The sequence below is a fragment of the Allobosea lupini genome (genome assembly GCF_900109525.1).
GTDB classification, from domain to species: Bacteria; Pseudomonadota; Alphaproteobacteria; order Rhizobiales; family Beijerinckiaceae; genus Allobosea; species Allobosea lupini.
Genome location: NZ_FOAN01000002.1, coordinates 131,425 through 156,042, shown reverse-complemented (window position 1 = coordinate 156,042; position 24,618 = coordinate 131,425). Strand labels below are relative to the sequence as shown.

Genomic DNA, 24,618 nt, shown 5'->3' with positions numbered 1-24,618 from the left:
CTCTCCTCAGGCCGCCTGTTCGAGCTCCGCGTTCGCCGGGCCCTTCAACGGCAGGTGGACCATCACGATCGTGCCTGAACCCATGATCGAGCGGACACGCAGCGAGCCGCCATGCAGCTCGGCGAGCGAGCGGGCGATGGCGAGACCGAGGCCCGAGCCGCCATGGCTGCGGATGAGATCGCCCTCGACCTGCTCGAACGGGCGCCCGATCCGGCCGATCTTCTCGCGCGGGATGCCGATGCCGCTGTCCTCGACATAGAGGTTCAGCGCATTGGGCGCCGGCTTGACCCGGACCGCGATCCGGCCGCCCTCGGGCGTGAACTTGATGGCGTTGTCGACGAGGTTGCCGACGATCTGGAAGAGTGCGTGCGCATCGGCCTCGAGGCGCATCTCGCTGCCGAGATCGCTGGTGAGGGAGAGCCGCTTGCGCGTGATCTCCTCGCGGTGGCAGCTGATCGCCTCGCCGACCACGAGGTCGAGTGCAACGTCGGTCTTTTCGAGCTCGATCTTGCCGGCCTCGATCCGCGCCATGTTCAGAATGTCGTTGATCACAGCGAGCAGGTAGCCGCCGCTGGAGCGGATGTCGCGGACATATTCGACATAGCGCTCGGAGCCGAGCGGGCCGAACAGCCCGTCATCCATGATCTCGGAGAAGCCGAGGATGGCATTGAGCGGCGTGCGCAGCTCATGGCTCATATTGGCGAGGAATTCGGACTTGGCGCGGTTGGCGCTTTCGGCGGCGGCCTTCTGTTCCAGATAGAGCTCGGCCAGCTCGGCGAGCTGCTGCGCCTGCGCTTCGAGCTTCTGGCGCGAGGCCTTGACGTCGGTGACGGTCTTGAGCAGCTCGTGCTCGGAGCGGGTCAGGCGCTCCTCCTGCTGTTTCAGCATGGTGATGTCGGTGCCGACCGAGACCGAGCCGCCATCCTTGGTGCGGCGGCCATTGATCTGCAGCCAGCGCCCGTCCGAGAGCTTCGCCTCGTAGGAGTGGCTGCCGGAGCCGGCGCGCACGCTGCGGACCGGCTCGCGATCGATGCTCGGCTGAGCGCTGTGACTCATGATCTGCTCGTAGCTCGTGCCGGCGCGCACCAGCTCCGGCGACAGCATGTGCAGCTGCTGGTACTTGGCGTTGCAGAGCACGAGCTTCTGTTCGGCGTCCCAGAGCACGAAGGCTTCCGAGATCGCTTCGACCGCGTCGCGCAGGCGGGCATCGGCGGTAGCGGTGCGGGCGGCCATGCGGCGCTGCTCGGAGATGTCGACGACGATGCCGACGAGATGTTGGGCATGGGTTCGGCGATCGGTGACGAGCTCGGCCCTTGCCTTCAGCCAGACCCATTCGCCCGAGGCGTTGCGGACGCGGAATTCCTGGTCGAGATGGTCGGTCTCGCCGCGGCTGACCGCATCGGCCAGGCCATAGAGGTCGGCATCCTCGGGGTGGATGAAAGCATTGACCTCGCCGAAGGACATGAACTCGCCGGCGCGATCGTAGCCAAGCATGGCGTACATCGAATCCGACCAGTACATCCGGCCCCTGGCGAGGTCCCAGTCCCACAGGCCGCAATGGCCACGGCTCAGTGCTGTGTCGATGCGGTCGCGCACGCAGTCGCAATCCTCGTCGGCGGCGCGGGCCCGGCGCGATTGCAGCACGAAGGCGGCGGTGATGCCCGCGAGCACGATCGCCGCCGAGCCGAACAGGACGAGGATGGAGCGCCGACGCTCGTCCCAGGTCGAGAGCGCGCGCTTCACCGGATGCAGCACCGCGACCTGGCCGAGCGGGGCGGCGAGGTTGCGAACGGTGGCGAGCGCCTCGACGCCGCCGGGCAGCGTGATCGGCATCACGCCGGCGCGATCGGCGAAGACGGTCAAGGCCTGCCCGGGGCCGAGCACGTCGACCAGGTTGCGCTCGCTGGCGCCGATCGCCGGCTCACCGGCGACCAGTCGCCCGCCAGCGTCGCTGACATAGACGATGCGGCCGCGGCCGGCGATATGCTTGGTCGACAGGGGAGCGAGGACGCCGTCAGGGCGCTTGTCGTCTTTCGAGGCTAGATCGAGTTCGCGCACAAGCAACGCGGCGAGTGCTTCCAGGTCGGTCGCGGCATCGTCGATGGCATCATCGCGCAGGGCCGAGGTCTGGACGTAGGCGCCCAGGGCAAGGAGCAGGACGAAGCCCGCGACGAGCGCCGGAATGACTTTCCGGAACGTCGGCTCCAGCTGCTCGAAGCGCTTATAGAGCGGATGTGTCAGGGATCGTGCTACGCCCAGAACTGAATTTGCGCGCACGTGTGCGCAAGCCGCGTCTGCACGCGTCATGCCCGTCCCCCTTCGGAAAGCGATGTACCGACAGTAAGATCGAGAGACGTGCCGCATCCCCGAATCACAGTCAGTTGAATCCGCGGGACTCGCTTTGTCTAGCGGAAACTACGCCCTGCCCGTTGTTTTGCGCGCGCTGGTTGTAGCGGCGAATCGGTTGAATCTTGCGCGCGCAGGACTTCGTTAACCTTTGGCTGGGCAGGCGGTTAACGGGCGATTCTGGCGAGGGTGTAGAGGCCTCGAAGGGGGCACAGAAGCCCTCCGAGGCACCCCATTCAACCCAGCGAGCGAGCGGCGATGTCGGCGACGTCGCGCGACAGGTTGGGCGTCGTCTGCACCATGCGCAAAGCCGCCTCCGCCTTGGCCCGGCGCCCCGCCTCCAGCATGCGCCAGCTCTTGAACGAGCCGAGCAGGCGCGAGGCGACCTGCGGGTTGGTTCGGTCGAGCGCGATGACAATGTCGGCGATGAAGGCGTAGCCCTCGCCGTCGGCGCGGTTGAACTGGGTCAGGTTCGCCGCGAACCCGCCGATGAGGCCACGCACCCGGTTCGGATTGCCGAGCGAGAAGGCGGAGTGGTTCATCAGCCCCTTCACGCGGGCGAGCGTGCCGTCTTCGGCGATCAGCGCCTGCGCCATCAGCCATTTGTCGAGCACCAGCGGCTCGCGGGCATAAAGTTCGCCGAAGCGGGCGATCAGCTCCTCGCGCTCGGCGCCGGGGATCAGCGTCATCGCGGCGAGGGCTGCGAGCCGGTCGGTCAGGTTGTCGGCTTCGGCGAATTGGGCCAGCGAAAGCCGCGCGCCCTCGGCGGGAGCGCCGAGCGCGATCAGGCCGAGCGCTTCGTTGCGGAGGGCGCGCCGCCCGGCCGGAGCTGCCGCCGGCGAATAGGGGCCGCGTTCGCCGAGGTCTTGGCGCAGGCCCGCGAGATGATCCGCAAGTGCGACACCGATCGCGGCGGAAAGCCGGCGATGGGCGCCATGCACGACATCCGGGTCGACATCACGGCCGATCTCGCGGGCGATGTCGGCCGGGGCAGGCAAGCGCAGCACCTGTGCGGCAAAGGCTGGGTCGGCCAGTGCCGGGCCGGCGAGGAATTCGGAGAGCGCCTTGGCGAGGTCGGTCGCGGTCGTATCCAGCGCGGAGCCGTCGCCCTTGCCGGCGCGCACCAGCGCCCGTGTCGCGACCGTCTGCAGCGCCTGCCAGCGATTGAAGGAATCGCTGTCGGCGCTGAACAGTCGCAGCAGCTCGCTGTCGCCGAGGTCGAGCTCGAGCCGGACAGGGGCCGAGAAGCCGCGCAGCAGCGACGGCGTCGGCGCCTCCGGCAGGTCGGTGAAGGTCACGGACAGCGAGGGCTGGTCGAGCACCACCACGCCGCCGGCCTTCAGCGCCGGCGAGGTGCTGGCGAGCGGCAGGTCGCCGCCCTTGCCGACGAGGCCGAGCGCGACGGGGATGACCACCGGCCTCTTCTCGGACTGGCCGGGAGTCGCCGGCGTCGATTGCGCCAGCTGCAGCGTGTAGCTCTTCGCCTGCGCATCGTATCTGCCGGAGGCGACCACGGTCGGCGTGCCCGCCTGCTCGTACCACCCGGCGAAATGGGCGAGATCCTGGCCGGAGGCCTCGACTAAGCAGTCGAGGAATTCCTCGATCGTCGCGGCCGTGCCGTCGCAGCGCTCGAAATAGAGGTCCATGCCGCGCGCGAAGGCGTCCTCGCCGATCAGCACCTTGAGCATGCGGATCAGCTCGGCGCCCTTCTCGTAGACCGTCGGCGTGTAGAAGTTGTTGATCTCCTTGTAGGCGCGCGGCCGGACCGGATGGGCGAGCGGGCCGGCGTCCTCGGAGAACTGCGTCGAGCGCAAGGTGCGGACATCGGCGATGCGCTTAACCGGGCGCGACCGTTCGTCGGAGGAGAATTCCTGGTCGCGGAAGACGGTGAGGCCTTCCTTCAGGCAGAGCTGGAACCAGTCGCGGCAGGTGATGCGGTTGCCCGTCCAGTTGTGGAAGTATTCATGTGCGATGATCGCCTCGATCGAGGCATAGTCACCATCGCTCGCCGTCAGCGGGTCGGCGAGGACATACTTGTCGTTGAAGATGTTGAGACCCTTGTTCTCCATCGCGCCCATGTTGAAGTCGGACACGGCGACGACGTTGAACACATCGAGATCGTAGTTGCGGCCGAAGACGCGCTCGTCCCAGCGCATACAGCGCACGAGGCTTTCCAGCGCCCAGCCGGCGCGCCCGGCCTTGCCCGGCTCGACATAGACCGCAAGCTCGACCTTGCGGCCATCGGCCGTGACGTAAGGCTGCCGGACATGGTCGAGCTTGCCGCCGACCAGCGCGAAGAGATAGGCCGGCTTCGGATGCGGATCATGCCAGACGGCGAAATGCCGCTCGCCGCCGGGCAGCTCGGCCGCGGCGACGAGGTTGCCGTTTGAGAGCAGCACCGGCGCCTCGGCTTTCCTCGCCTCGAGCCGGACCGTGTAGACGCTCATCACGTCGGGACGATCGAGGAAATAGGTGATGCGGCGGAAGCCGTCCGCCTCGCATTGCGTGCAGTAGACGCCGCTCGAGCGGTAGAGCCCCATCAGCTTGGTGTTGGCGCCGGGGTCGAGCGTCGTCTCGACCCTGAGCGAAAACGCACGCGCCGGCGGCGCGTGGATCGTGAGCCCCTGGGGTGAGAGGGAATACAGGGCCGGATCGAGCGGGACCTCGTCGAGCAGGATCGAATCCGGTGCCAGCTCGTCGCCGTCGAGCACCAGCGGCGCGCCCGCATGGCCGGCCGGGTTTGGCCGCAGCTGCAGCTGGGAGCGCACTTTGGTCCGCGTCGGATCGAGGACGATGTCGAGATCGACGGTGTCGATCAGCCAGCCGGAGGGGCGGTAGTCCTCGAGGCGGATCAGCGGGGCGTCTTCGGCGCGCATGGCAGGTTCGCTTCCTTCAGTCGCTCTTATCTATGGGGCCCGGGACCGCGGCGGAAGCCGTCAGGACAGGGCGAGTGGCTTGTCTGACGTGATGGCCGGCTCGGCATGGCTGACCAAGCGGCAGACATCCGGCCGGGCCTCGCGAACCTTGCGCTCGATCTTGTCGACGGCGCGATGCACGGCGGCGACGTCGAGCGCGCCATCGGCCCGGCAATGGTAGTTCACCACCAGGCCGTTGCGGGTCTCGCGCACGCGGACGCTGTGGATGTCGCGGACCGGGCCGCCGGCCTCGGCCGCCTCCTGCGCGATCGCCTTGCCGATCGCCTCGACCACCTCCCAGGGCGCGTTGTGGCCGGAAGGCTGGCCGGTCTCCATCGGCTCGATATGGGTGTCGACCTCGGTCTCGCCGCCGAATTCGGCGCGGATCGCGTTCTCCAGCCGCGTGGCGACCTCGTGGGCTTCGCCAAGCGGGAGAAGCGCGTCGACCTCCATGTCGAGCGAGACGGCGAGCCGCCCGCCGATCGTGTGGACGCTGACATGGTGCACTGGCACCTTCATCTTCAGCGCGATCAGCAGCACGCGCTCCAGCGCCGTCTCGTCGTCGACCTGGACAGGGTTGGCGGTGACGGTCAGCGCCGAATCCGGCTCGACCGCGACGAGGGCCCGCAGCAGGTCTTCCTTGATCGCCGTCACACGGTCGAGTGGCAGGGTCCGCGAGACCTGGATGCCGATCTCGCCCTGCACCACGCCGCCGGCCGGCCGCAGCCGCAGCCATTCGACATTGACGACGCCGGCAACGCCCTGTGCCGCGTCGCGCAGGCGCTCGGCGACACCCTTCGGCGCCGCGTCGATCAGCGTGTCGACCGTGCGCCGCCCCAGCTTCACGGCGGTGGCGATCATGAAGACGGCGAGAGCGAGAGCGGTCGCGCTGTCGGCCATCGGCACGCCCATCCGCGTCAGGATCAGGCCGAGCAGGACGAGTGCCGTGCCGACGAAATCGGTGGCGAAATGCAGCGCCTCGGCCGAGAGCGCCTCGCTGCGGGTCTCCTTGGCGACCATGGTCAGCGTACGCCAGCGCGTCGCGTCGACCATCAGCGAGAACAGCAGCACGCCGATGACCAGCGGCGTCACCGCGACATGCGGTTCGCTGCCGCTCCACAGCCGGTTGGCCGCCTCCCACAGGATCGCCCCCGAGAGCCCGAACAGGATCGCGGTCTCCAGCAGCGCCGCCAGCGCCTCGAACTTGCCGTGGCCGTAATGGTGCTCGTCATCGGCGGGCTTGTCGGCGGCGCGCACCGCGAACCAGGTGAACATGGTCGAGCCGATGTCGATCAGCCCCTGCAGCGCGTCGGTCATCAGGGCGAGCGAGCCGGAGAGGATCGCCGCGCCGAACTTGGCGAGCGTCAGCACGACGCTGGCGATCACCGACAGCGTCGCGGCCTTCTGCTTGACCCGGGAGACCTCGGTGGGCGACACCGAGCCGGCCGGGTTCGGCGTGCGATCCTGCGTTTCGCTCATGATAGGTCCGCGCGAGCCCCAGGCGTCATGTCAGCCCGATTGTGATCAACCGGGCTGACATGACGCCAATTATGAGTTGAGCATGTTCTTGTCGCAAAAGTGGCTGACACTTTTGCGGGACATGCTTGGAATGGCGCCGGTTTGGCCCGATCCATCAACCAGATCAACCCCGGGAGACAAACGATGCGCTATCTCCACACCATGGTCCGCGTCACCGACCTCGATGCCGCCCTCGATTTCTACGTGACCAAGTTCGGCCTCATCGAAACCCGCCGGATCGAGAACGAGAAGGGCCGCTTCACTTTGGTCTTCCTCGCCGCACCCGACGATGCGGCCACCGTCAAGGAGCAGGGCAGCCGCGGCCGCCCGACGCTGGAGCTGACCTATAACTGGGATCCGGAGGTCTACACCGGCGGGCGCAATTTCGGCCATCTCGCCTATGAGGTCGACGATATCTATGCGACCTGCGACAAGCTGATGAAGGCCGGCATCACCATCAACCGGCCGCCGCGCGACGGCAACATGGCCTTCGTCCGCTCGCCCGACAACATCTCCATCGAGATCCTGCAGAAGGGCGAGCCGAAAGCTCCGGCCGAGCCTTGGGCGAGCATGCCGAACACCGGGGTGTGGTGAGGGCGCTGATTGCGAGCTGATATGCTCCCTGATATCATCTGGTGATATCAGGGAGGCTCGCATGGGCATTCTGGTGCGCGACGAGAAGATCGACCGGCAGGTAAGAGAGTTGGCCCGTCAGGACGGGATTTCGCTTCAGGCGGCGATCGGCTTGGCGGTGGACAACGAGCTGAAGCAGCGTGCGGAACGGCGCGAGAGGATCGAGGCGGCCACGCGCCGAGCGCAGGAAAGGCTAGCGCAATATCCGACGATCGACGACGGCCTGACGCACAAAGAATTCTGGGATCGCGAATACGGCGACGCCTGATGTTCCTCGACGCTTCGGTTATCGTCGTCAATCTTCTAGAAGAGCGCGAGGCAATCGCCTTCAGGTCGGCCCTGGCGCAGGCCTCCGAAAACGTGACCTCTCCGTTGGCGATATTCGAGGCTTCGACCAGGATTGCGGCGGTCAAGCGGGTCTCGATCGACAAGGCCTATGAGATCGTTCGCGACTTCATTGAAGAGACGGCAATTCGGGTTGTCGCGATCGATGCAGCGGTCGGCGCGGCTGCCCACCTCTGTGCGGCCCATTACCACTATCTCGCCGGCCATCCCGCTCGTCTTAACATGGGCGATTGTTTCGCCTATGCGGCGGCGCGCGCATCGGGCGTGCCACTCGCCTATAAGGGCAATGATTTCGTCCACACAGACATCGACGGCATCCGCTTCGGAGCCTGACATCCTGCTTCGGAGTGCTCTGCCTTGACCAAGACGTTGTTTGGCCATCTCGACGACGGCATGCCGATCCACGAGGCCGTGCTGCGCTCTCCCGCCGGCGCCGAGGCACGGGTGATGGAATGGGGGGCGGTGCTGCGCGATCTCGTCGTGCCGCTGCCGAATGGCGGGCGCCAGCGCGTCGTGCTCGGCTTTGCCGATTTCGCCGACTATCCCAGGCACTCGCCGCATATGGGCGCGATCGCTGGCCGGTTCGCCAACCGCATTGGCGGCGGCCGTTTCGTGCTCGATGGCGTCGAGTACCAGACGCCACTGAACGAAAACGGCCGCAACTCGCTGCATGGCGGCGGCGAGGGCTTCGGCAAGCGGCCCTGGACGCTGGTGCATCATGACGAGACGAGCGCGACCTTGGCGCTGGTCTCAGCCGATGGGGATGCCGGCTATCCCGGCACGCTCGACGTCTTCTGCCGCTACAGCCTCATAGGCGCGGCGACCCTGCGGATCGAGCTATCAGCCACGACTGACGCGCCGACGATCGTCAATCTGGCGCATCACTCTTACTTTCGTCTCGACGACGCCCCGGACATCCTCGATCACGAGTTCGAGGTCCGCGCCAATCTGATCACGCCGGTCGATGCCGACCTGATCCCCGACGGCTCGGTCGCCTCGGTGGCCGGGACAGCCTTCGATTTCCGCAAGGCCCGGCCGATCCGCTTCGCCAATCCGGATGGTTCGCGCTTCTGGTACGACCATAACTATCTGCTTCGGCGCGACCGCCGCGAGCCCGCCGCGGCGACGGGCCTCGAACTTGCCCATGCTGCGACCTTGCGCTCGCGCCGCTCGGGCCTCGCCATGGAGGTCTGGACGACCGAGCCGGCGCTGCAGGTCTATGACGGCTTCAAGCTCGATACGCCGGTCGCCGGCCTCGACGGCGTCCGCTATGGCGCCTGCGCCGGCATAGCGCTTGAGCCGCAGCATGTGCCGGACTCGCCCAATCTGCCGCATTTCCCCTCGACCGTGCTGCGCCCCGGCGAGGTCTATCGCCAGATCAGCGAATTCAGGTTCGGAGCGTAAGTCGTATGGCCGGTGTCTTCTGTCTCGGTATCGCGACGCTCGACTATGTCTACAGCGTCGAGCGCGTGCCCAATCCCGGTGAGAAGGACCGGGCCCGCGATCTCGTCGTCACCGGCGGCGGCTGTGCCGGCAGCGGCTCGGCCGCGATCGGCCGGCTCGGCGGCAAGGCCTGGCTCGCGACCCGTCTGGGCGACGATGCGGTCGGCGACACCATCGTTGGGCAATTGCAGCAGGACGGCGTCGACACCTCGCTCTCGCCGCGCTTTCCCGGCCTGCGCTCACCGGTCTCCTCGATCCTGATCGACGCCCAGGGCGAGCGCATGGTCGTATCCTATACCGACCCGAAGACGCCGCTCTCGCCCGACTGGCTGCCGGAGGTGCTGCCGGCCGGCTGTGACGGTGTGCTGGTCGACACGCGCTGGGGCGAGGGCTCGCTCGCCGCGCTGCAGCTCGCCCGCAAGGCCGGCGTGCCGGGCGTGATCGACGGTGACCGCCAACCGACGCATCCGGAGATGGTCACGACCGCCAGCCATGTCGCCTTCAGCGAGAAGGCGCTCAGCGAAATCTCGGGCGGGCAGGAGCCGAGGGCGGCGCTGGAAGCCTTGGCGCGCGATGCGAAGAACTGGCTCGCGGTGACGCTGGGCCCGCGCGGCGTGCTCTTCATGGAAAATGGCGGGATCGAGCACTTGCCGGCCTTCCCGATCGAGGCAGTCGACACGCTTGGCGCCGGCGACGTCTGGCATGGCGCCTTCGCGCTGGCTCTGGCCGAGGGGCAGGGGGAGCGTCGGGCGGTGCGCTTCGCCTCGGCGGTGGCGGCGATCAAGTGCACCCGCTTCGGCGGCCGGGCCGGCACGCCGACGCGCGAGGAAGTCGAGCGCTTCCTGGCGGCGCATCCCTGAAGGCGCCGCAATTCAATCGCCGGTGTCGTCGATGCGTCAGTGCCGCGTCGCGCCCTCGTCACGCTGTTCGGGCATCAGATTGGCGGTGCGCTCCCGCGCACCTGGTCAATCTGAGGAGAGCGTCATGCTGGCGATCCAGGGACTGAAATGCGTCTATGATACCGGCTCCCGCGGCTGGGCGATCGAGCTCGCGCTGAAGGGCGAGGGCGAGGAAGCCGTCCGCCGCTTCGATGTCGACGGCCCCGAGGATGCCGAGATGCTGATCGAGGCCTTCGACGAGTCGACCGCGAGCAGCTTCGACCCGGCGACGGGCGAGATCGTCTTCGCCTACGAATACGCCACCCTCGACGACGAAGGCGAGGATGAGGACGAGAACGACGACGAGGACGCCGAAGTCGCCGAGGACGATGAAGACGAAGTCGCCGAAGACGAAGGCGAGAAGGTCAAGGCCTGAGGCCGCGGCCGCGTGAGCACGTCGAGCGCGGCGCTACCCCCAATTGTCCCGAAGCCGCCGCGCCAGTCCGCGACCTCATGGCCGCGCGCGCGGCGGCAAAGCTCGCCCCTGACGCGAATTCGCGGTAAGCCCAGAACGACGCATTTGCGACGCGATCCTGTTACAGCGTAACGATGCGGTGCTGCTGGTCCTCATTTTCCGCAGGTGCCGGCCGCCGCCAGAGTCGAACAATCCCCAGGCCAGGCCGCGATGCAAGACGACGTTGTGTTCCCGACTCTTCCCACGCACGAGACCGGCAAGCTCAAGCGTGGCGTCTGCGCCATCAGCGGCGTCGAGCTCAGCCGCAAGAACCTGGTCGCGCTCGGGACGCTGCGCCCCTCGCTGGTCGAGCATATCCGGCGCGACTTTCCTGATCTCGACGACAACAGCCTGATCAGCCTCAAGGAGCTGGCGCGCTATCGCACCCGCTATGTCGAGGAGATCCTGCGCGAGGAGCACGGCGAATACACCGATCTCGACCGCGAGGTTGCCGAGAGCATTGCCCGGCAGGATACGATCGCCGAGAATATCGAGGACGATTTCGAGGAGCATCGCACCCTCGGCGAGCGCCTTTCGGACGGGCTCGCCAGCTTCGGCGGCTCATGGGCCTTCCTGATCAGCTTCGGCGTCGTGCTGGCGGTCTGGATGGTGGTCAATGTCGTGGCCGGTACGGGCGCTTTCGACCCTTACCCGTTCATCCTGCTTAATCTCGTGCTCTCCTGCATCGCCGCCATCCAGGCGCCGATCATCATGATGAGCCAGAAGCGGCAGGAGGCGAAGGACCGGTTGCGCTCCTTCAATGACTACCAGGTCAACCTCAAGGCCGAGCTCGAGGTTAGGCACCTGCATGAGAAGATCGACCATCTGATCACGCGGCAATGGCAACGCCTTGCCGAGATCCAGCAGGTCCAGCTCGAACTGCTGCAGGAGGCGCAAGTGCCGAGACGCAAGCCGAAGCGGCGCAAGAAGCCGGCGACGAAGAAGAAGGTGGTGGCGGCAGTTCCTGCGGAGTTGCCGGAGCCAGACTCCACAGCCTGACGCCTGCTCGAACCTGATCAGGCAGCAGAGGGCGGTTGACAGGTCGATGCGCGCTCTTTCTGGTGTCGGCTAACAAAATTCGCCGCCCAGGGAGGTTGCCTTGTTCCGTCTGTCTCGCGCCGTTGTGCTCGCCGGCACCGCTTTTGCTGCCCTTGCAACGCCTGCCGCCGCCCAGGGGCAGGTTACCGTCTACTGCTCGATCCTCGAGGAGCAGTGCCGCGAGGGCGCCTCGATCTTCGAGAAGGCGACCGGCATCAAGGTCCAGATGGTCCGCAAGTCGACCGGGGAGGTCTATGCCCAGGTCAAGGCCGAGGCGACCAATCCGCGCGGCGACGTCTGGTGGGGTGGGCCGGGGGAACCGCATCTGCAGGCCGCAGATGAGGGTCTGCTCGACGAGTACAAGTCGCCGAAACTGGCCGAGCTGCACGACTGGGCCAGGCGCCATGCCGAGCAGTCGAAGTTCCGCACCTCAGGAATTTACCTCGGTGCGCTCGGGATCGGCTACAATCTCGAGACCCTGAAGGGCAAGAAGCTGGCCGAGCCGAAATGCTGGGCCGACCTGCTGGATCCGAAGTTCAAGGACGAGGTGCAGGTCGCCGATCCCAGCTCCTCCGGCACGGCCTATGTCTTCCTGGCGACGACCGTCCAGCGCCTCGGCGAGGAGAAGGGCTTCGAGTTCCTGAAAAGCCTGCACAAGAACATCAGCCAGTACACCAAGTCGGGCATCGCCCCGGTCAAGGCGACGGCGCTCGGCGAGACGGCGGTCGGCATCGCCTTCATGCACGACATGCTGACGCAGAAGCTGCAGGGCGCCCCGATCGGCATCGTCGCGCCGTGCGAGGGCACCGGCTACGAGACGGGCTCGGTCTCGGTGATCAAGGGCGGCAAGAACCCGGAGGCCGCGCGCAAATTCGTCGATTTCACGCTCTCGCCGGAGGCGCAGGACATCAACGCGAAGCTCAAGATCAACTCGATCCCGTCGAACAAGAACGCCAAGCTCTCGCCCGATGCGCCGAAATTCGAGGAGATCAAGCTGATCGACTACGACACCCCGCGCTGGGGCAGCCCGGCCGAACGCTCGCGCCTGCTGAAGAAGTTCGACGACGAGGTGAAGGCGCTGCCGCGCTGAGGCGGCTGCGTTTGGTAGCACTGGCCGGAGCCAGTGCTACCAAACGCCTCAAGCGATAGAGGTCGTCACCGCACCGGCGGCGCGTATTGCAGGCCGCCCTGCGTCCATAGCCTGTTCATCCCGCGCGGCAGGTTGAGCGGCGACTTGGCGCCGAGGTGCCGGTCGAAGCTCTCGCCGTAATTGCCCACTGCCTTGACGATGCGCACCACCCAGTCGTTGGTGAGGCCAAGGCTCTCGCCGAACTTGCCTTCGCTGCCGAGCAGGCGCTTGATCTCGGGATTGGGCGATTTCACCATTTCGTCGACATTGGCCTGGGTAATCCCGAACTCCTCGGCGTTCAGCAGGGCGTAGACGGTCCAGCGCACGATATCGAACCAGGCGTCGTCGCCTTGGCGGACCCATGGGCCGAGCGGCTCCTTCGAGATCATCTCGGGCAGGAGATCGTGCTCGGCCGGGGCCTTGAGTTTCATCCGGTTCGCCGCCAGCTGCGACAGGTCGGTGGTGTAGGCGTCACAGCGCCCGGCCTCATAGGCCTGGATCGTCTCATCGAGGCCGGCATAGGCGATGACCTCGTACTTCATGCCGTGATTGCGGAAATAGTCGGCGAGGTTGAGCTCGGTCGTGGTGCCCTGCGCGACGCAGATCGAGGCGCCGTTCAGCGCCTTGAGGTCCTTCACGCCGGTGCTTTTGCGCACCAGGAAGCCCTGGCCGTCGAAATAGTTGATCGCGGTGAAGTTGAGGCCGAAGCCGGCGTCGCGGCCGAGCGTCCAGGTGGTGGTGCGCGACAGCACGTCGATCTCGCCGCTCTGCAGCACGGTCAGCCGGTCCTTCGAGGCGAGCGAGATGTATTTCGCCTTCTCCTGATCGTTGAAGATCGCTGCGGCCAGCGCCCGGCAAAGATCGGTGTCGAAGCCGCGCCACTGCCCCTGCGCGTCGGGCAGCGAGAAGCCCGCGACGCCCTGACTGGTGCCGCAGATCAGATGGCCGCGTTGCTTGATCCGCTCCAGCGTCGTCTGGGCCTGGGCAGCCAGCGGAAGTGCAGCCGCGAGGCAAAGGCACGCCAAGGCGCTGCCGAAATTACGGGCGCGGCGTGCTGAAATTCTGAGCATGAGATTCCCCTGATTATAGGCGCAGCGATCTAACCGCGCTGCCATCGCGCGAGCCAGAGTTATTTATGCGGCTAATTGAGCGGGAGCCTGCATCCGGGCGCCGATCTCCGCCGTATCTGGCGCTTGCGTACAGTGGAGACCCGTCCTGCATGTCCGATCCCGTCCTCGTCATCGCCCGCGCCAGGGTTCTTCCCGCCGAGCGCGAACGCTTCATCGCGGCGGCGCACGACTGCATTGCGGCCACACGCCGCGAGCAGGGCTGCCTTGGCTACGACATTTGTGAAAACCTCGCCGACCCCGGCCATTTCATCAGTGTCGAAAGCTGGGAAAAGCGCGCCGATGTCGACCGGCATATGCAGCAGGCCCATCTCCAGGCCTTCCTCGCCATCGCAGGGACTTGCGTCAGCGCTGCTCCGGTGATCGAAGTGGTGGAACCGCGATCGGTCGATCGCCTCTGATCCATCACGCCACGGGTTTCTCCATGCAGCGCGCCATCTCCGTCGTCCGCAAGGCCGCGGTCAAGCAGGACCGGGTCGTCGAGACCCTCACCCTCGACCATCATGGCCGCAATGCTCGCCATGCCGCGCACAAGGGCGATGGCGGGCGGGAGATTCTGCTCGATCTCGACAAGCCGACCGCGCTGAATGACGGCGATGCCGTCAAGCTGGAGGATGGCTCGCTGGTCTTGATCAAGGCGGCGGCGGAAAAGCTGATCGCGATCACCGCCGAGAATCCGCTACGATTGACGCGTCTCGCCTGGCATCTCGGCGGGCATCATGTTTCGGCCGAAGTCACCGCCGACGCCATCTATGTGGAGCGCGATGCGGCGCTGGCCGAGCTGGTTCGCGGCCAGGGCTGCGCGATGAGCGAAATCGAGCGGCCGTTCCAGCCCGAGCCCGAAGTCCATCATCACGAGCATGGCGACGCCTGCGGCCATGGTCATGGCCATCATCAGCACGGCCATGACCATGGCCATGCCCATGCTGGCCACGACCACGACCATGGCCACGAGCAGCATCATGCGCACGAGCATGGCGCGTCCTGCGGCTGCGGCCATGATGACCACCATCATGACGACCACGGCCACAAGCATGACCATGGCCATCACGGCCACGAGCACGGCCACAAAGGTCACAAGCACGACCACTGAGTCCTGCAGCGCGGGCGGACAGGCATCATGGCGCTCCAAGGTCTCGACGGCCGTGCCTTCGGGTTGGAACTCGCCCTGCGGCTGGTCCGCTCGTGATCTTGGCCATGGCCACCGCGCTGACACTGCTCTTGGCCGCGATAGCCGGCCTGCATGCCTACTGGGGGCGGGGCGGTCTCTGGCCTGCGGCGAGCGAGGATGAATTGGTCGCGACCGTCATCGGCAATGCGAGCGCGCGGCGCATGCCGTCCCCGGGCCTGTGCCTGGCGGTCGCGCTGGCCATTGCCGTAACGGCGATCTGGCCGCTGCTGCTGGCGCAGGGACCAAGCGCAGGCACCCCGCGTCTGCTCATATTCCTCTTTGGCTTCGCCATCACGGCCGTCTTCCTGCTACGTGGTATCGCTGGCTTCCTGCCGGCCTGGCGGCGGCTGCATCCGCGCGAGCCCTTCGCCAGCAATGACCGCCGCTACTATTCACCGCTCTGCCTGCTGATCGCCGCAGGCTATGCGATACTGCTTTTGCAAGGCTCCTGAGCGATGAGCTTCTCCCTCTTGATCCGCGGCTGCGGGCATCGGCAGCCGCCCGGCTCCGGCAAGACGGCGCTATATCGGCGCGGATCTTGCTATGATGGACGGAAAGTCGACGATCATGCACAGCAAGCGTTCCTGTGCCTTCCGCAATGTGCGGCAGGGGAACGCCTCGGCCCGGTTGTCGACTTCATCGAGACCGCCGGCTGAAGGCGCCGGCCGTGAGCTGAGGATGGCATTGATGATGATACTGCGAGCGATCGGATCTGTTGCCATGCTACTGGCTCTCGCCTCGACCCCGGCCTTCGCCCATACCGGCGCCGGGCCGGTCGATGGTTTGATGCATGGCCTGATGCACCCGCTGACCGGGCTCGACCATGTGCTGGCCATGGTCGCCGTCGGCCTCTGGGCCGGGCTGGTCGGCGGCAAGGCGCGCATCGCCTACCCAGCCGCCTTCGTCACCACGATGGCGCTGGCGGGCGCCTGGGGCATGGCAGGCGGCGCACTCCCGGGCGTCGAGATCGGCATCGCCTTCTCGGTGGTCATCCTCGGCGCCGCGGTCGCGCTGAAGGCGTCGCCGCCGCTCGCAGCCGGCACGCTCGCCTGCGGCATCCTCGCCATCTTCCACGGTTTCGCCCATGGCGCCGAGCTGCCGGAGAATGCCAGCGGTCTCGCCTATGCGCTGGGCTTCATCCTCGCGACGGCGGTGCTCCATTTCATCGGCATCATGTTGGCCGGCGTGATCGCCACCCGTGCGCCGCTCATTGCGCGGATCGCCGGTGGCGGGCTCGTGCTTGCGGGTGTGGCTCTCCTCGCCGGTTGAGACGGGCGTCATCGCTTCCGGCAAGCGCGCCGACCTCATCCTCGTCGCGCCGGAGCTGCAGCCGGGCGTCGTCGCGACCATTGGCGGCGGGCGGCTGGTGCATCTGGCGGATCAGCGCCTCCTGGTTTGACCGGACTGCGATTGCCGATCGGCGTGCTGCAACCTAGGATTTAAGCTTGCAGCGACTGGGAGGGGATGATGGCGCGCTGGTCGGACGCGATGAAGCTCTCGGACTACAAGGAGTACGAAACCTACCTGCAAGTCCCCGGCGTCTACGAGATCGGCTACATCCAGCGCGAGACCTTCTACCCGAAATACATCGGCAAGGCACCGGTGACGCTATACCAGCGCATCCGAACCTATGGGCGCGATCTTGGGCGCAGCTCCCATAACCGCTTCATCCGTGAGCTGGTCGAGGTCAACTATCACCGCCTCTGGTTTCACGTCATCCGCGTCAGTCGTCCCGGCGGTGCGGCGCTGCGGGAGGCTTTGCTCATGAACCGGTTGAGCATCGGCGAGTGCGGCCTCTACGAATGGAACTGCCGCTACGAATATACGCCGCTGACCGAGGCGGGCTATGTGCTGAGATAGCTGATGAGCTCACGAGCGAAACGCCGCCGCGATCGCGCTGAGCGTCGCCGCCGCCCGTTTCTGGCCGACGCTCGAATGCAGAATGAGCGGCCGGGTCGGTACGGTGGGAAGATCGAGCTGCGTTCCGACCTCGCTCAGGCCCGCAGGCGCCGCCTGACGGGCGAGCAGGGCGACGCCGAGGCCTGCCATCGCGGCGGCACCGACCGCCGCGGCGCCCTCGCCGGTGAAGGCCTCGCGCCACGCAATGCCGGCCGCCTCCAGCGTCTCCACCGCCATCAGGCGCAGTTTGCAGGGTTCCGGCTGGGCCGCCAGAGGCAGCGGCTGGCCCCGGGAGATCGGGAGATCCGGCGCGCAGAACCAGCCGAACTGCGCCAGTGTCAGCACTTCGCCATCGCGGCGGCTTTCGTCATAGCGCAGCGCGACGACCGCATCGATCTCGCCAGCATCGTAGCGCTGGAGCAGGGTGCGCGTCGCACCGATCCGGAGGTTCAGGGTCACGCCGCCATCACGCTTGCTCGCGGCCTGAAGCAGGCGGGCTAGGTCCGGACCGACGAGATGATGCGTGATGCCGACGGAAAGACGAACGTTGTCGGATGACAGCGCGTCGGTCGCACGGCGATGTGCTGCCAGGAATTCCCGCGCCGGGACGAGAAAGCGTTCTCCGGCGGAGGTGAGGCTGACGCGCCTCGGCGTCCGTTCGAGCAGGCGCTGGCCCAGCCGCTCCTCAAGCCGGCGCAGGCGTAGCGAGGCGGCTGCCTGGGTGGTGTTCAGCAGCCCGGCGGCGCGCGTGAAGGAGCGATGCTCCGCTACGAGGACGAACGTCTCGACGGCTTCCGGGTCGAGTGTCGGACGCGTTTCCATAACAAGATGATATCATTGAAACGCCAATGGCGACAGTTTCGATCGCCTCGTCGACAGTGTTCTGTGATGGCAGCGTTCCAGGAAAGCCCTGCTGCCCATGTCGACGACCATTCCGAGCCCTGTTCCCGAGGAGGCTGCGAGCCGCGCCGGGACCGATCCCTACATCTGGACCGTGCTGACCGTCGCGGTCGCGACGCAGACGGCGGGGTCCTTCGTTTCGCAGGGCGTCTATATCCTAGTTCCGTTCTGGCGGGATGCGTTCGGTATATCGCTGGCTTCTGCCGCACTCGCCGTCACCGCCATGAACGGCACCCAGATCCTGACGATGGTTTCACTCGGCCGCGCGATCGATCGCCATGGCGAGCGGGTCGTGGTCGGCATCGCCATGGTCGGCATGGCCCTCGCGATGGTCGCGGCGGCCCTGGCCAGCGAATTGATCGGGCTCCTGCTCTGCATGAGCGTTCTGGGCGGCACCTACGCGGCGGTGCAGCCGGGTGGGACAAGGGCGATCATGCGCTGGTTTCCACCGCAGCATCGCGGTCTCGCGACCGGCTTCCGGCAGGCGGCGGTGCCCCTGGGCACGATGATCGCAGCCGCGCTGCTGCCGCTGCTCGCCGTGCGCGTCGGCCTGGCTGCGGCCGCCTGGTCGAGCGCGGCTGTGTCGCTGCTCGGGGCGCTGCTGTTCCTGCTCTTCTACAAGGAAGGCGGCGCGGCGCAGGCAAAGCGCGAGACACCATTGGCCTTGCGCCAGCTGATCCGGACCGTCGGCGAAAATCCACGGTTCTGGCCGGTGTTGCGCCTCGGCATCGCGATGTCGGCCTTCCAGTTCACCTTCACCGCCCATGCGATCGGCTACATGGCCGACGCGCTCGCGCTCGGCATGCTCGGTGCGGCGAGCCTGTTCGCGTTGGCGCAATTGGCCGGCATTCCCGGCCGCGTGCTGCTGCCCTGGCTCAGTGACAGGCTGCGGCCCGGGCGGCGCTCCCAGTCCTTCGCCGTGACTGCGCTGCTCGGGGCCGCTGCCGCCGCGGCGCTCGCCGCGCTGCCGGCCGGCGTGCCCGCGCCTCTGGCGGCAGCCGTGCTCGTGCTCTTCGGCATCTTCGGAATCGGCTGGTTCCCGCTCTATCTGCTCGATATCGCCGAGATGGCCCCGCGTAGCTCGATCGCCTCGACGGTGAGCTTCGCTTCGACGCTGTGCCTGATCGTCATGGCGCTTGGGCCCTGGCTCTTCGGCCTAGCCGCCGACCGGTTCGGCTATGCCTGCGCCTGGGCGCTCCTGATCGTCCCGGTCGTCGTCACGGCGCTGCCGCTGCTGAGGAGCCGGGATCGGGCGCTGGAGGCGCGCGTGGACGGGCCAGCCTGAGCCGGCCCGTGCTGTCGCCTCTTCAACTCGCATAACCCTTGACGCTCGACAGCGCCGTCATCACCCCGCGCAGCTCCGCCAGGCCGCGCAGCCGGCCGACCGCCGGATAGCCCGGGAACGAACCCTTCTTGGCGTCGTCGAGCAGTTCATGGCCGTGATCGGGCCGCATCGGGATGCGCCAGTGTCGCCAGCCTGCGGCCTTGCGCCGGGTCTGCTCGGCCATCAGCCCGTCGACCAGGGCGACCATGTCGGTGTCGCCGCCGAGATGTTCGGCCTCCATGAAGGAGCCGTCCGGGTCCTTGGCGACGTTGCGCAGGTGCGCGAACCAGATCCGGTCGGCGAAGCGGCGGGCGATGGCCGGCACATCGTTCTTCGGATTGGCGCCGAGCGAGCCGGAGCAGAGGGTCAGCCCATTCGAGGGGCTGTCGACCGCCCCGAGGATGAAGGCGATGTCGTCCTCGGTCGAGCAGATGCGCGGCAGGCCGAAGAGCGGCCGCGGCGGATCGTCCGGATGGATGCACATGCGGATTCCGACCTCTTCGGCGGTCGGGATCACCGCCTCGAGGAAGCGCTTGAGATTGGCGCGCAGGCCGTCATGGCTCATATCGGCGTAGCGCGCGAGGATGCGCTTCAGCCCCGGCACATCGTAGCGGTCATAGGCGCCGGGCAGACCCGCCATGATGTTGGCCATCAGCCTGGTTCGGTCGGCCTCCGAGGAGCGCTCGAACCAGGCCCTGGCCCTGTCCATCACCTCGGCCGGATGGCCTTCGTCTGAGCCTGGCCGCTGCAGCATGAAATGGTCGACGACGACATATTCGTGCAGGTTGAAGCGCAGCGCCGTGCCGCCGCCTGGGAGGGGCTGGGCGAGGTCGGTGCGGGTCCAGTCCAGCACCGGCATGAAGTTGTAGCAGACCACCTCGATGCCGCAGGCGGCGAGATTGCGCAGCGACTGGCGGTAATTGGCGAAGATCGTCTCGAGGTCGCCTTCGCCGATCTTGACGTCTTCGTGGATCGGCAGGCTCTCGACCACCGACCAGCGCAGGCCGAGGCTCTCGTCGGCCTCGATGATCGCTTTCCGCTTCTCGATCTCCTCGACGCTCCAGACCACGCCATAGGGGATCTGGTGCAGCGCGTTGACGATACCGCGCGCGCCCGCCTGACGGGCCTGGGCGAGCGTCACCACATCGTCCGGGCCGAACCAGCGCCAGGTCTGTTCCATCGTTGCTGTCCTTTTGGAGCGCCGTCTGTCGCGGCTTTTTTCAGGTGGGTTTGCTGAGGCCGCCGCTTGCCGCAAAGGCGTCGACATGGTCGCGCGCGATCGTCTCGATCGCGTCGAAGACGGTGCGCAGATGCGCCCGCATGGTGCGCTCGGCCCGGGCCTCGTCGCCGGCGCTGACGGCCTCTGCGATCTCTCGGTGCTCGCCCAGGATCATCTCCGACCAGCCGCCGGTATCGAGCGACAGGCAGCGGACCCGGTCGAGCTGCGCCTTGACGCTTTCGATCAGTCCCCAGACCGAAGAGTGGCCGGAAAGCCGCGCCAGTTCGGCATGGAACTCCTCGTCGCCGCGGAAGAAGCCGACCCGGTCGCCATCGGCGAGCGCCTGCTCCTGCTGCGCGATGAGAGCGGCGAGGGCGGCCCGCCCGGCCCCGTCGATGTTTTTTGCCGCCAGAGCCACCGTGCGGCATTCCAGCGTCTCGCGCACGAACTGGCTGTCGTAGACCGCGGCAAGGTCGATCGGCGCGACGAAGGTGCCGACTTGCGGGACGACGACGAGGAAGCCGTCCTCGACCAGCCGCTTGAAAGACTCGCGCACCGGCGTGCGGCTGACACCGAACTGCAGCGCCATGCGCGCTTCCGAGATCGCCTCGCCCGGGCGCAGGACCGCGTTCAGCACATCGCCGCGCAACGCCCGGTAGATCTGGTCGGTGCTCTGTCTCGCCGCGGCGATGCCCATTGCCAAGCTCTTGTTCACTAGTATACTAGGATACCGGCTCGAACGGAGGCGTCAACTCCGAAAGCCACGATTTCAGTAGAAGCCGGTGCTGAAAGTGCCGCAAGAGCCCGCTTTTCACGGGCTGGGGAAACAGCAGGCGGCAAAGCCGCCGGGAGGGGAGATCATGGTCCAGGATACGATCCATCGCCGTACATTCCTCGGCGGCGTCGCTGGTATGGCCGGTATCGCGGCCGCGCCCGGAGCCTTCGCTCAAACGCTCAAGCTGCCGGCGTCGCCGCTGACGATCAGCGTCATCGACGTCGGCGGGGCGCTCGCTCTGGTCCAGACGCCGCTGGAGAACTACCCCAAGGCCAATCCCAAGGCCGTCTCGCGGATGGTCTTCACCAAGGCCCCGGCTCCCGAGCTGCCAGCCAAGCTGAAGGCGCAGCAGGATGCCGGCCGCCTCGACATCGATTTCGTCATCGGTGGCCTCGACGTGCTCTCGGCCGGCATCGACCAGAAGCTCTGGGTCGAGTTGCTGCCGCGCTTCGCGGCCGAGCTGCCGAAGCCGGATGACATCTACCTGAAGCCGGCGCTCGCCATGCACAATCTCGGGCGCGGCCAGGCCATGGCGATGGTCTATTACCCGTCCGGCCCGCTGCTCGAATACATGCCCGACAAGGTCAAGACCCCGCCGACCACGGCACAGGAACTGCTCGACTGGACGAAGCAGAACAAGAACCGCTTCCTCTATGCGCGCCCGGCCAATTCCGGCCCCGGCCGTACCTGGATCATGGGCCTGCCTTATATCCTCGGGGACAGCGATCCCAAGGATCCGGCCAAGGGCTGGGACAAGACCTGGGCCTATCTGAAGGCCCTGGGCGAGAACATCGAATACTACCCCGGCGGCACGGGCGCGACGATGAAGGAACTCGGCGACGGCTCGCGCGACATCATCGTCTCGACCACCGGCTGGGACATCAACCCGCGCGTCCTCGGCGTCGTGCCGAAGGAGGCGAAGATCCAGGCGCTGAAGGGTTTCCACTGGGTCACCGACGCCCAGTACATGATGATCCCCAAGGGCGTCTCCGACGAGAAGCTCGCCGTGCTGCTCGACCTGATCCGTCACATGCTGACGCCACAGCAGCAGGCCTACACCTATGACGAAGGCTATTTCTATCCGGGTCCGGCGGTGAAGGACGTGCCGCTCTCGATGGCGCCGGCCTCAAGCCAGAAGGCTATCGCCGAGTTCGGCCGGCCGGAATACGACAAGTTGATCGCCGAGAACCCGATGGAGACCCCGCTCGAGCCCGAGAAGATGGTCGTCGCCTTCCGCATCTGGGACGAGCAGGTCGGCGGCGCCAAGCGCAAGTAAGCGTGCGAGAATAACTCGCCCTTGTCGTCCCGGGCGAGCATCGCTCGACCCGGGACCCATGCCTGAACCGTCTTCGGATAGGCTCAGGCCTGGATCCCGGATCTCCGCTTCGCTGCGTCCGGGATGACCAGCTTTCCCATGAAATCGGTTATCGGCCGCAGCCGGCCGCCCATCCGTTCGAACCCGATGGTCCTTCATGTCGATACATGCCGCGAACTTCCGCGAACTCAGGCTCGACCGGCTTTGCCGCGATTTTGGTACCCATAACGCCGTCAAGGACGTGTCGCTGACGATCAAGCAGGGCGAGTTCATCGCACTGCTCGGCCCCTCCGGCTGCGGCAAGTCGACGACGCTGAACCTGATCGCGGGTTTGCTACCGGCAACCGGCGGCGGCATCTGGCTCGACGATAAGCGCATCGATCCACTGCGCCCTGAAGAGCGCGGCTTCGGCATGGTCTTCCAGAGCTATGCGCTCTTCCCGCATATGAGCGTGAAGAAGAACATCGGTTTCGGCCTGAAGATGCGCGGCATGGCCAAGGCGGAAAGCGACCGCCGCGTCGCTGAGGCGGTCGCGCTGGTCCGCCTGCAAGGCCAGGAGGAGAAGCTGCCCGGCCAGCTCTCCGGCGGCCAGCAGCAGCGCGTCGCCATCGCCCGCGCCATCGCGGTGCAGCCGCCCCTCGTGCTGATGGACGAGCCGCTCTCCAATCTCGACGCCAAGCTGCGCCTTGAGATGCGCGCCGAGATCAGGCGCATCCACAACACGCTCGGCGCCACCACGATCTACGTCACGCACGACCAGGAGGAGGCGCTCTCGCTCGCCGACCGCATCGTGGTGATGCGCGATGGCGAGATCCGCCAGGTCGGCGGCCCGGAGGACCTGTTCTCGCGGCCGGACCATCTCGACGTCGCCGAGTTCATGGGCTTCCGCAACAAGGTCGCCGGCCGCGTCGCCTCCGCCACCGCGGAGACGGCGACGGTCACGGTCGGTGAAGTCGGTGTCGTCGGCCGCGTGAGATCGCCGGTCGCGGCCGGGCAGGGCGCGCATATCTCGATCCGGCCGGAGGACCTCCATCCAGTGGCGGACGGCGCGCCGGGCCTCAAGGCCAAGGTGGTTTCGACCGAGTTCCACGGCCGCGAATTCGTCGGCTTCGCCCGCATGGCCGATGACACGCCGCTGACCTTCCTCGCCGATAGCCGCATCGCGCCCGGCACCGAGATCAGCCTCGCGGCGGCTCCGGATCGCGTCCTCGTCTTCGGAGAGGGCGCATGAGCACCCTGTCCGCAAACGCAGCCGAGATCCCGCTCAAGCAGCGCCTCGCCGCGCGCGGTCTCGACGGGCTGACCCTGCTCGTCCTGCCGGCGGTGTTCTTCCTGCTGGCGCTGTTCATCTACCCGTTCTTCTACGGGCTCTTCCTGTCCTTCAATCCCAAGGCCGGCGGCGCGCTGGCGAACTACCAGCGCTTCTTCTCGGATTCGTTCCTCTACGACACGATCGCGACCACGCTCTGGCTTGCCATGCCGGTGACGATCGTCACGCTGCTGCTGGCGATCCCGATCGCCTTCCGCGTCAGGTTGATGAAGAACCAGCGCCTGCTCACCACCATCCTGGTGATCCCGATCACGCTCGGCACCGTGCTCGTCGCAGAAGGCCTGCTGAACTATCTCGGCCCGCAAGGCTGGTTCAACCGGACGCTGATGACATTCGGCATCATCTCCTCGCCGGTGAAGCTGTTGCACAATTACTGGGGCGTGATGCTCTCGCTGGTCATCACCGGCTTCCCCTTCACCTTCCTTTTGACGCTGTCCTACCTCACCGGCGTCGATCCGGCGCTGGAGCAGGCCGGAGCGACCCTCGGCGCCGGGCCCTGGCAGCGCTTCAAGCACATCCTCTTCCCGCTGCTGCTGCCCGGTCTCGCCATCACTTTCTGCCTCAGCTTCGTCCAGGCCTTTTCGGTCTTCCCCTCGGCGGTGCTGCTCGGTGCGCCGGCAGGGCCGACGCGTGTGATCTCGATCGCCGCCTACCAGGCCGCCTTCGAGGAATACGACTACTCGATGGCCTCGGCGGTCGCGATGATCATGGGCATGGTCCAGCTCGCCATCGTCGTGGCGGTGCTGGGCCTGCGCGGCATGCTCTATCGCGGCCCGGCCGGTGGCGGGAAGGGCTGATC

At 66.8% G+C, this 24,618-nt stretch carries 26 protein-coding genes; 19 read left to right on the top strand and 7 right to left on the bottom strand.

The features are described 5' to 3' along the window. Window positions 1–6 precede the first annotated feature (6 nt). From BMZ21_RS06245 to BMZ21_RS06235, 3 genes are all read right to left on the bottom strand, one after another. Complete coding sequence (locus BMZ21_RS06245) at window positions 7–2,277, bottom strand: PAS domain-containing sensor histidine kinase (RefSeq protein ID WP_244543723.1); 2,271 nt, start codon at window positions 2,275–2,277, stop codon at window positions 7–9. Window positions 2,278–2,582: 305 nt separating this feature from the next. Beyond that, a complete protein-coding gene (gene pepN / locus BMZ21_RS06240) occupies window positions 2,583–5,222 on the bottom strand; it encodes an aminopeptidase N (protein ID WP_091830976.1) in 2,640 nt (879 codons plus the stop codon). 60 nt (window positions 5,223–5,282) lie between these two features. After that, window positions 5,283–6,740: a cation diffusion facilitator family transporter gene (locus BMZ21_RS06235; RefSeq protein WP_091830974.1), complete on the bottom strand. Its 1,458-nt coding sequence runs from the start codon at window positions 6,738–6,740 to the stop codon at window positions 5,283–5,285. Between the two features lie 183 nt (window positions 6,741–6,923). Here BMZ21_RS06235 and BMZ21_RS06230 point away from each other — a divergent pair, with 183 nt between their 5' ends. From BMZ21_RS06230 to BMZ21_RS06195, 8 genes are all read left to right on the top strand, one after another. After that, entirely contained in the window at window positions 6,924–7,373 is a 450-nt protein-coding gene (locus BMZ21_RS06230; protein ID WP_091830972.1) for a VOC family protein, read from the top strand. 61 nt (window positions 7,374–7,434) lie between these two features. After that, window positions 7,435–7,680 carry a type II toxin-antitoxin system VapB family antitoxin gene (locus BMZ21_RS06225; RefSeq protein ID WP_091830970.1) on the top strand — a complete coding sequence of 82 codons (246 nt, stop codon included), beginning with the start codon at window positions 7,435–7,437 and terminating at the stop codon, window positions 7,678–7,680. Further along, entirely contained in the window at window positions 7,680–8,090 is a 411-nt protein-coding gene (locus BMZ21_RS06220) for a type II toxin-antitoxin system VapC family toxin (RefSeq protein WP_091830968.1), read from the top strand. Before BMZ21_RS06225 ends, BMZ21_RS06220 begins: the two co-directional genes overlap by 1 nt. Window positions 8,091–8,114: 24 nt before the next feature. Continuing rightward, window positions 8,115–9,161 (top strand): aldose epimerase family protein, encoded by a 1,047-nt coding sequence (locus tag BMZ21_RS06215; protein WP_091830966.1) that lies wholly within the window; start codon window positions 8,115–8,117, stop codon window positions 9,159–9,161. A 5-nt stretch (window positions 9,162–9,166) separates the two neighbouring features. After that, entirely contained in the window at window positions 9,167–10,060 is an 894-nt protein-coding gene (locus BMZ21_RS06210) for a PfkB family carbohydrate kinase (protein WP_091830964.1), read from the top strand. Between the two features lie 124 nt (window positions 10,061–10,184). Next, window positions 10,185–10,514, top strand: coding sequence for a hypothetical protein (locus tag BMZ21_RS30275; protein ID WP_091830962.1), 330 nt, complete (start codon window positions 10,185–10,187; stop codon window positions 10,512–10,514). A 249-nt stretch (window positions 10,515–10,763) separates the two neighbouring features. Next, complete coding sequence (locus BMZ21_RS06200; protein WP_091830959.1) at window positions 10,764–11,591, top strand: DUF1003 domain-containing protein; 828 nt, start codon at window positions 10,764–10,766, stop codon at window positions 11,589–11,591. 109 nt (window positions 11,592–11,700) lie between these two features. Then, window positions 11,701–12,720: an ABC transporter substrate-binding protein gene (locus BMZ21_RS06195; protein WP_091832311.1), complete on the top strand. Its 1,020-nt coding sequence runs from the start codon at window positions 11,701–11,703 to the stop codon at window positions 12,718–12,720. Window positions 12,721–12,785: 65 nt separating this feature from the next. On the opposite strand, the gene BMZ21_RS06190 is transcribed toward BMZ21_RS06195, so the two are convergent. Continuing rightward, window positions 12,786–13,829, bottom strand: coding sequence for an amino acid ABC transporter substrate-binding protein (locus BMZ21_RS06190; protein ID WP_091830957.1), 1,044 nt, complete (start codon window positions 13,827–13,829; stop codon window positions 12,786–12,788). Between the two features lie 149 nt (window positions 13,830–13,978). Between BMZ21_RS06190 and BMZ21_RS06185 the strand changes: the two genes are divergently transcribed. From BMZ21_RS06185 to BMZ21_RS06160, 7 genes are all read left to right on the top strand, one after another. Further along, on the top strand, window positions 13,979–14,287 hold the full coding sequence (locus BMZ21_RS06185) for a putative quinol monooxygenase (protein ID WP_100959729.1): 309 nt from the start codon (window positions 13,979–13,981) through the stop codon (window positions 14,285–14,287). Between the two features lie 23 nt (window positions 14,288–14,310). Then, window positions 14,311–14,979 (top strand): urease accessory protein UreE, encoded by a 669-nt coding sequence (locus tag BMZ21_RS06180; RefSeq protein WP_091830953.1) that lies wholly within the window; start codon window positions 14,311–14,313, stop codon window positions 14,977–14,979. 104 nt (window positions 14,980–15,083) lie between these two features. Then, window positions 15,084–15,509: a DUF3995 domain-containing protein gene (locus tag BMZ21_RS06175; protein ID WP_091830951.1), complete on the top strand. Its 426-nt coding sequence runs from the start codon at window positions 15,084–15,086 to the stop codon at window positions 15,507–15,509. 3 nt (window positions 15,510–15,512) lie between these two features. Further along, window positions 15,513–15,713 (top strand): hypothetical protein, encoded by a 201-nt coding sequence (locus BMZ21_RS06170; protein WP_091830949.1) that lies wholly within the window; start codon window positions 15,513–15,515, stop codon window positions 15,711–15,713. Window positions 15,714–15,777: 64 nt separating this feature from the next. Further along, a complete protein-coding gene (locus tag BMZ21_RS06165; RefSeq protein ID WP_244543722.1) occupies window positions 15,778–16,326 on the top strand; it encodes a HupE/UreJ family protein in 549 nt (182 codons plus the stop codon). Further along, window positions 16,298–16,456 (top strand): hypothetical protein, encoded by a 159-nt coding sequence (locus BMZ21_RS30270; protein WP_167561553.1) that lies wholly within the window; start codon window positions 16,298–16,300, stop codon window positions 16,454–16,456. Before BMZ21_RS06165 ends, BMZ21_RS30270 begins: the two co-directional genes overlap by 29 nt. 68 nt (window positions 16,457–16,524) lie before the next feature. After that, complete coding sequence (locus BMZ21_RS06160; protein WP_091830947.1) at window positions 16,525–16,917, top strand: hypothetical protein; 393 nt, start codon at window positions 16,525–16,527, stop codon at window positions 16,915–16,917. Window positions 16,918–16,926: 9 nt separating this feature from the next. On the opposite strand, the gene BMZ21_RS06155 is transcribed toward BMZ21_RS06160, so the two are convergent. Then, window positions 16,927–17,778 carry a LysR family transcriptional regulator gene (locus BMZ21_RS06155; protein ID WP_091830945.1) on the bottom strand — a complete coding sequence of 284 codons (852 nt, stop codon included), beginning with the start codon at window positions 17,776–17,778 and terminating at the stop codon, window positions 16,927–16,929. A 97-nt stretch (window positions 17,779–17,875) separates the two neighbouring features. On the opposite strand from BMZ21_RS06155, the gene BMZ21_RS06150 reads away from it, so the two are divergent. Beyond that, window positions 17,876–19,141 carry an MFS transporter gene (locus BMZ21_RS06150; protein WP_091830942.1) on the top strand — a complete coding sequence of 422 codons (1,266 nt, stop codon included), beginning with the start codon at window positions 17,876–17,878 and terminating at the stop codon, window positions 19,139–19,141. Between the two features lie 22 nt (window positions 19,142–19,163). Here the strand turns inward: BMZ21_RS06150 and uxuA are convergent, their stop codons facing one another. Both uxuA and BMZ21_RS06140 read right to left on the bottom strand, forming a co-directional pair. Then, on the bottom strand, window positions 19,164–20,360 hold the full coding sequence (uxuA, locus tag BMZ21_RS06145) for a mannonate dehydratase (protein ID WP_091830940.1): 1,197 nt from the start codon (window positions 20,358–20,360) through the stop codon (window positions 19,164–19,166). A gap of 40 nt (window positions 20,361–20,400) precedes the next feature. After that, window positions 20,401–21,096, bottom strand: coding sequence for a GntR family transcriptional regulator (locus tag BMZ21_RS06140; RefSeq protein ID WP_091830938.1), 696 nt, complete (start codon window positions 21,094–21,096; stop codon window positions 20,401–20,403). 163 nt (window positions 21,097–21,259) lie between these two features. Here BMZ21_RS06140 and BMZ21_RS06135 point away from each other — a divergent pair, with 163 nt between their 5' ends. The 3 genes from BMZ21_RS06135 to BMZ21_RS06125 all read left to right on the top strand — a co-directional run bounded on the left by BMZ21_RS06135 (window position 21,260) and on the right by BMZ21_RS06125 (window position 24,616). After that, window positions 21,260–22,450 carry an extracellular solute-binding protein gene (locus BMZ21_RS06135; RefSeq protein ID WP_091830936.1) on the top strand — a complete coding sequence of 397 codons (1,191 nt, stop codon included), beginning with the start codon at window positions 21,260–21,262 and terminating at the stop codon, window positions 22,448–22,450. A 196-nt stretch (window positions 22,451–22,646) separates the two neighbouring features. After that, window positions 22,647–23,720, top strand: coding sequence for an ABC transporter ATP-binding protein (locus tag BMZ21_RS06130; RefSeq protein WP_091830933.1), 1,074 nt, complete (start codon window positions 22,647–22,649; stop codon window positions 23,718–23,720). Next, entirely contained in the window at window positions 23,717–24,616 is a 900-nt protein-coding gene (locus BMZ21_RS06125) for an ABC transporter permease (protein ID WP_091830931.1), read from the top strand. The genes BMZ21_RS06130 and BMZ21_RS06125 overlap by 4 nt, the downstream gene beginning before the upstream one ends. Window positions 24,617–24,618 lie beyond the last annotated feature (2 nt).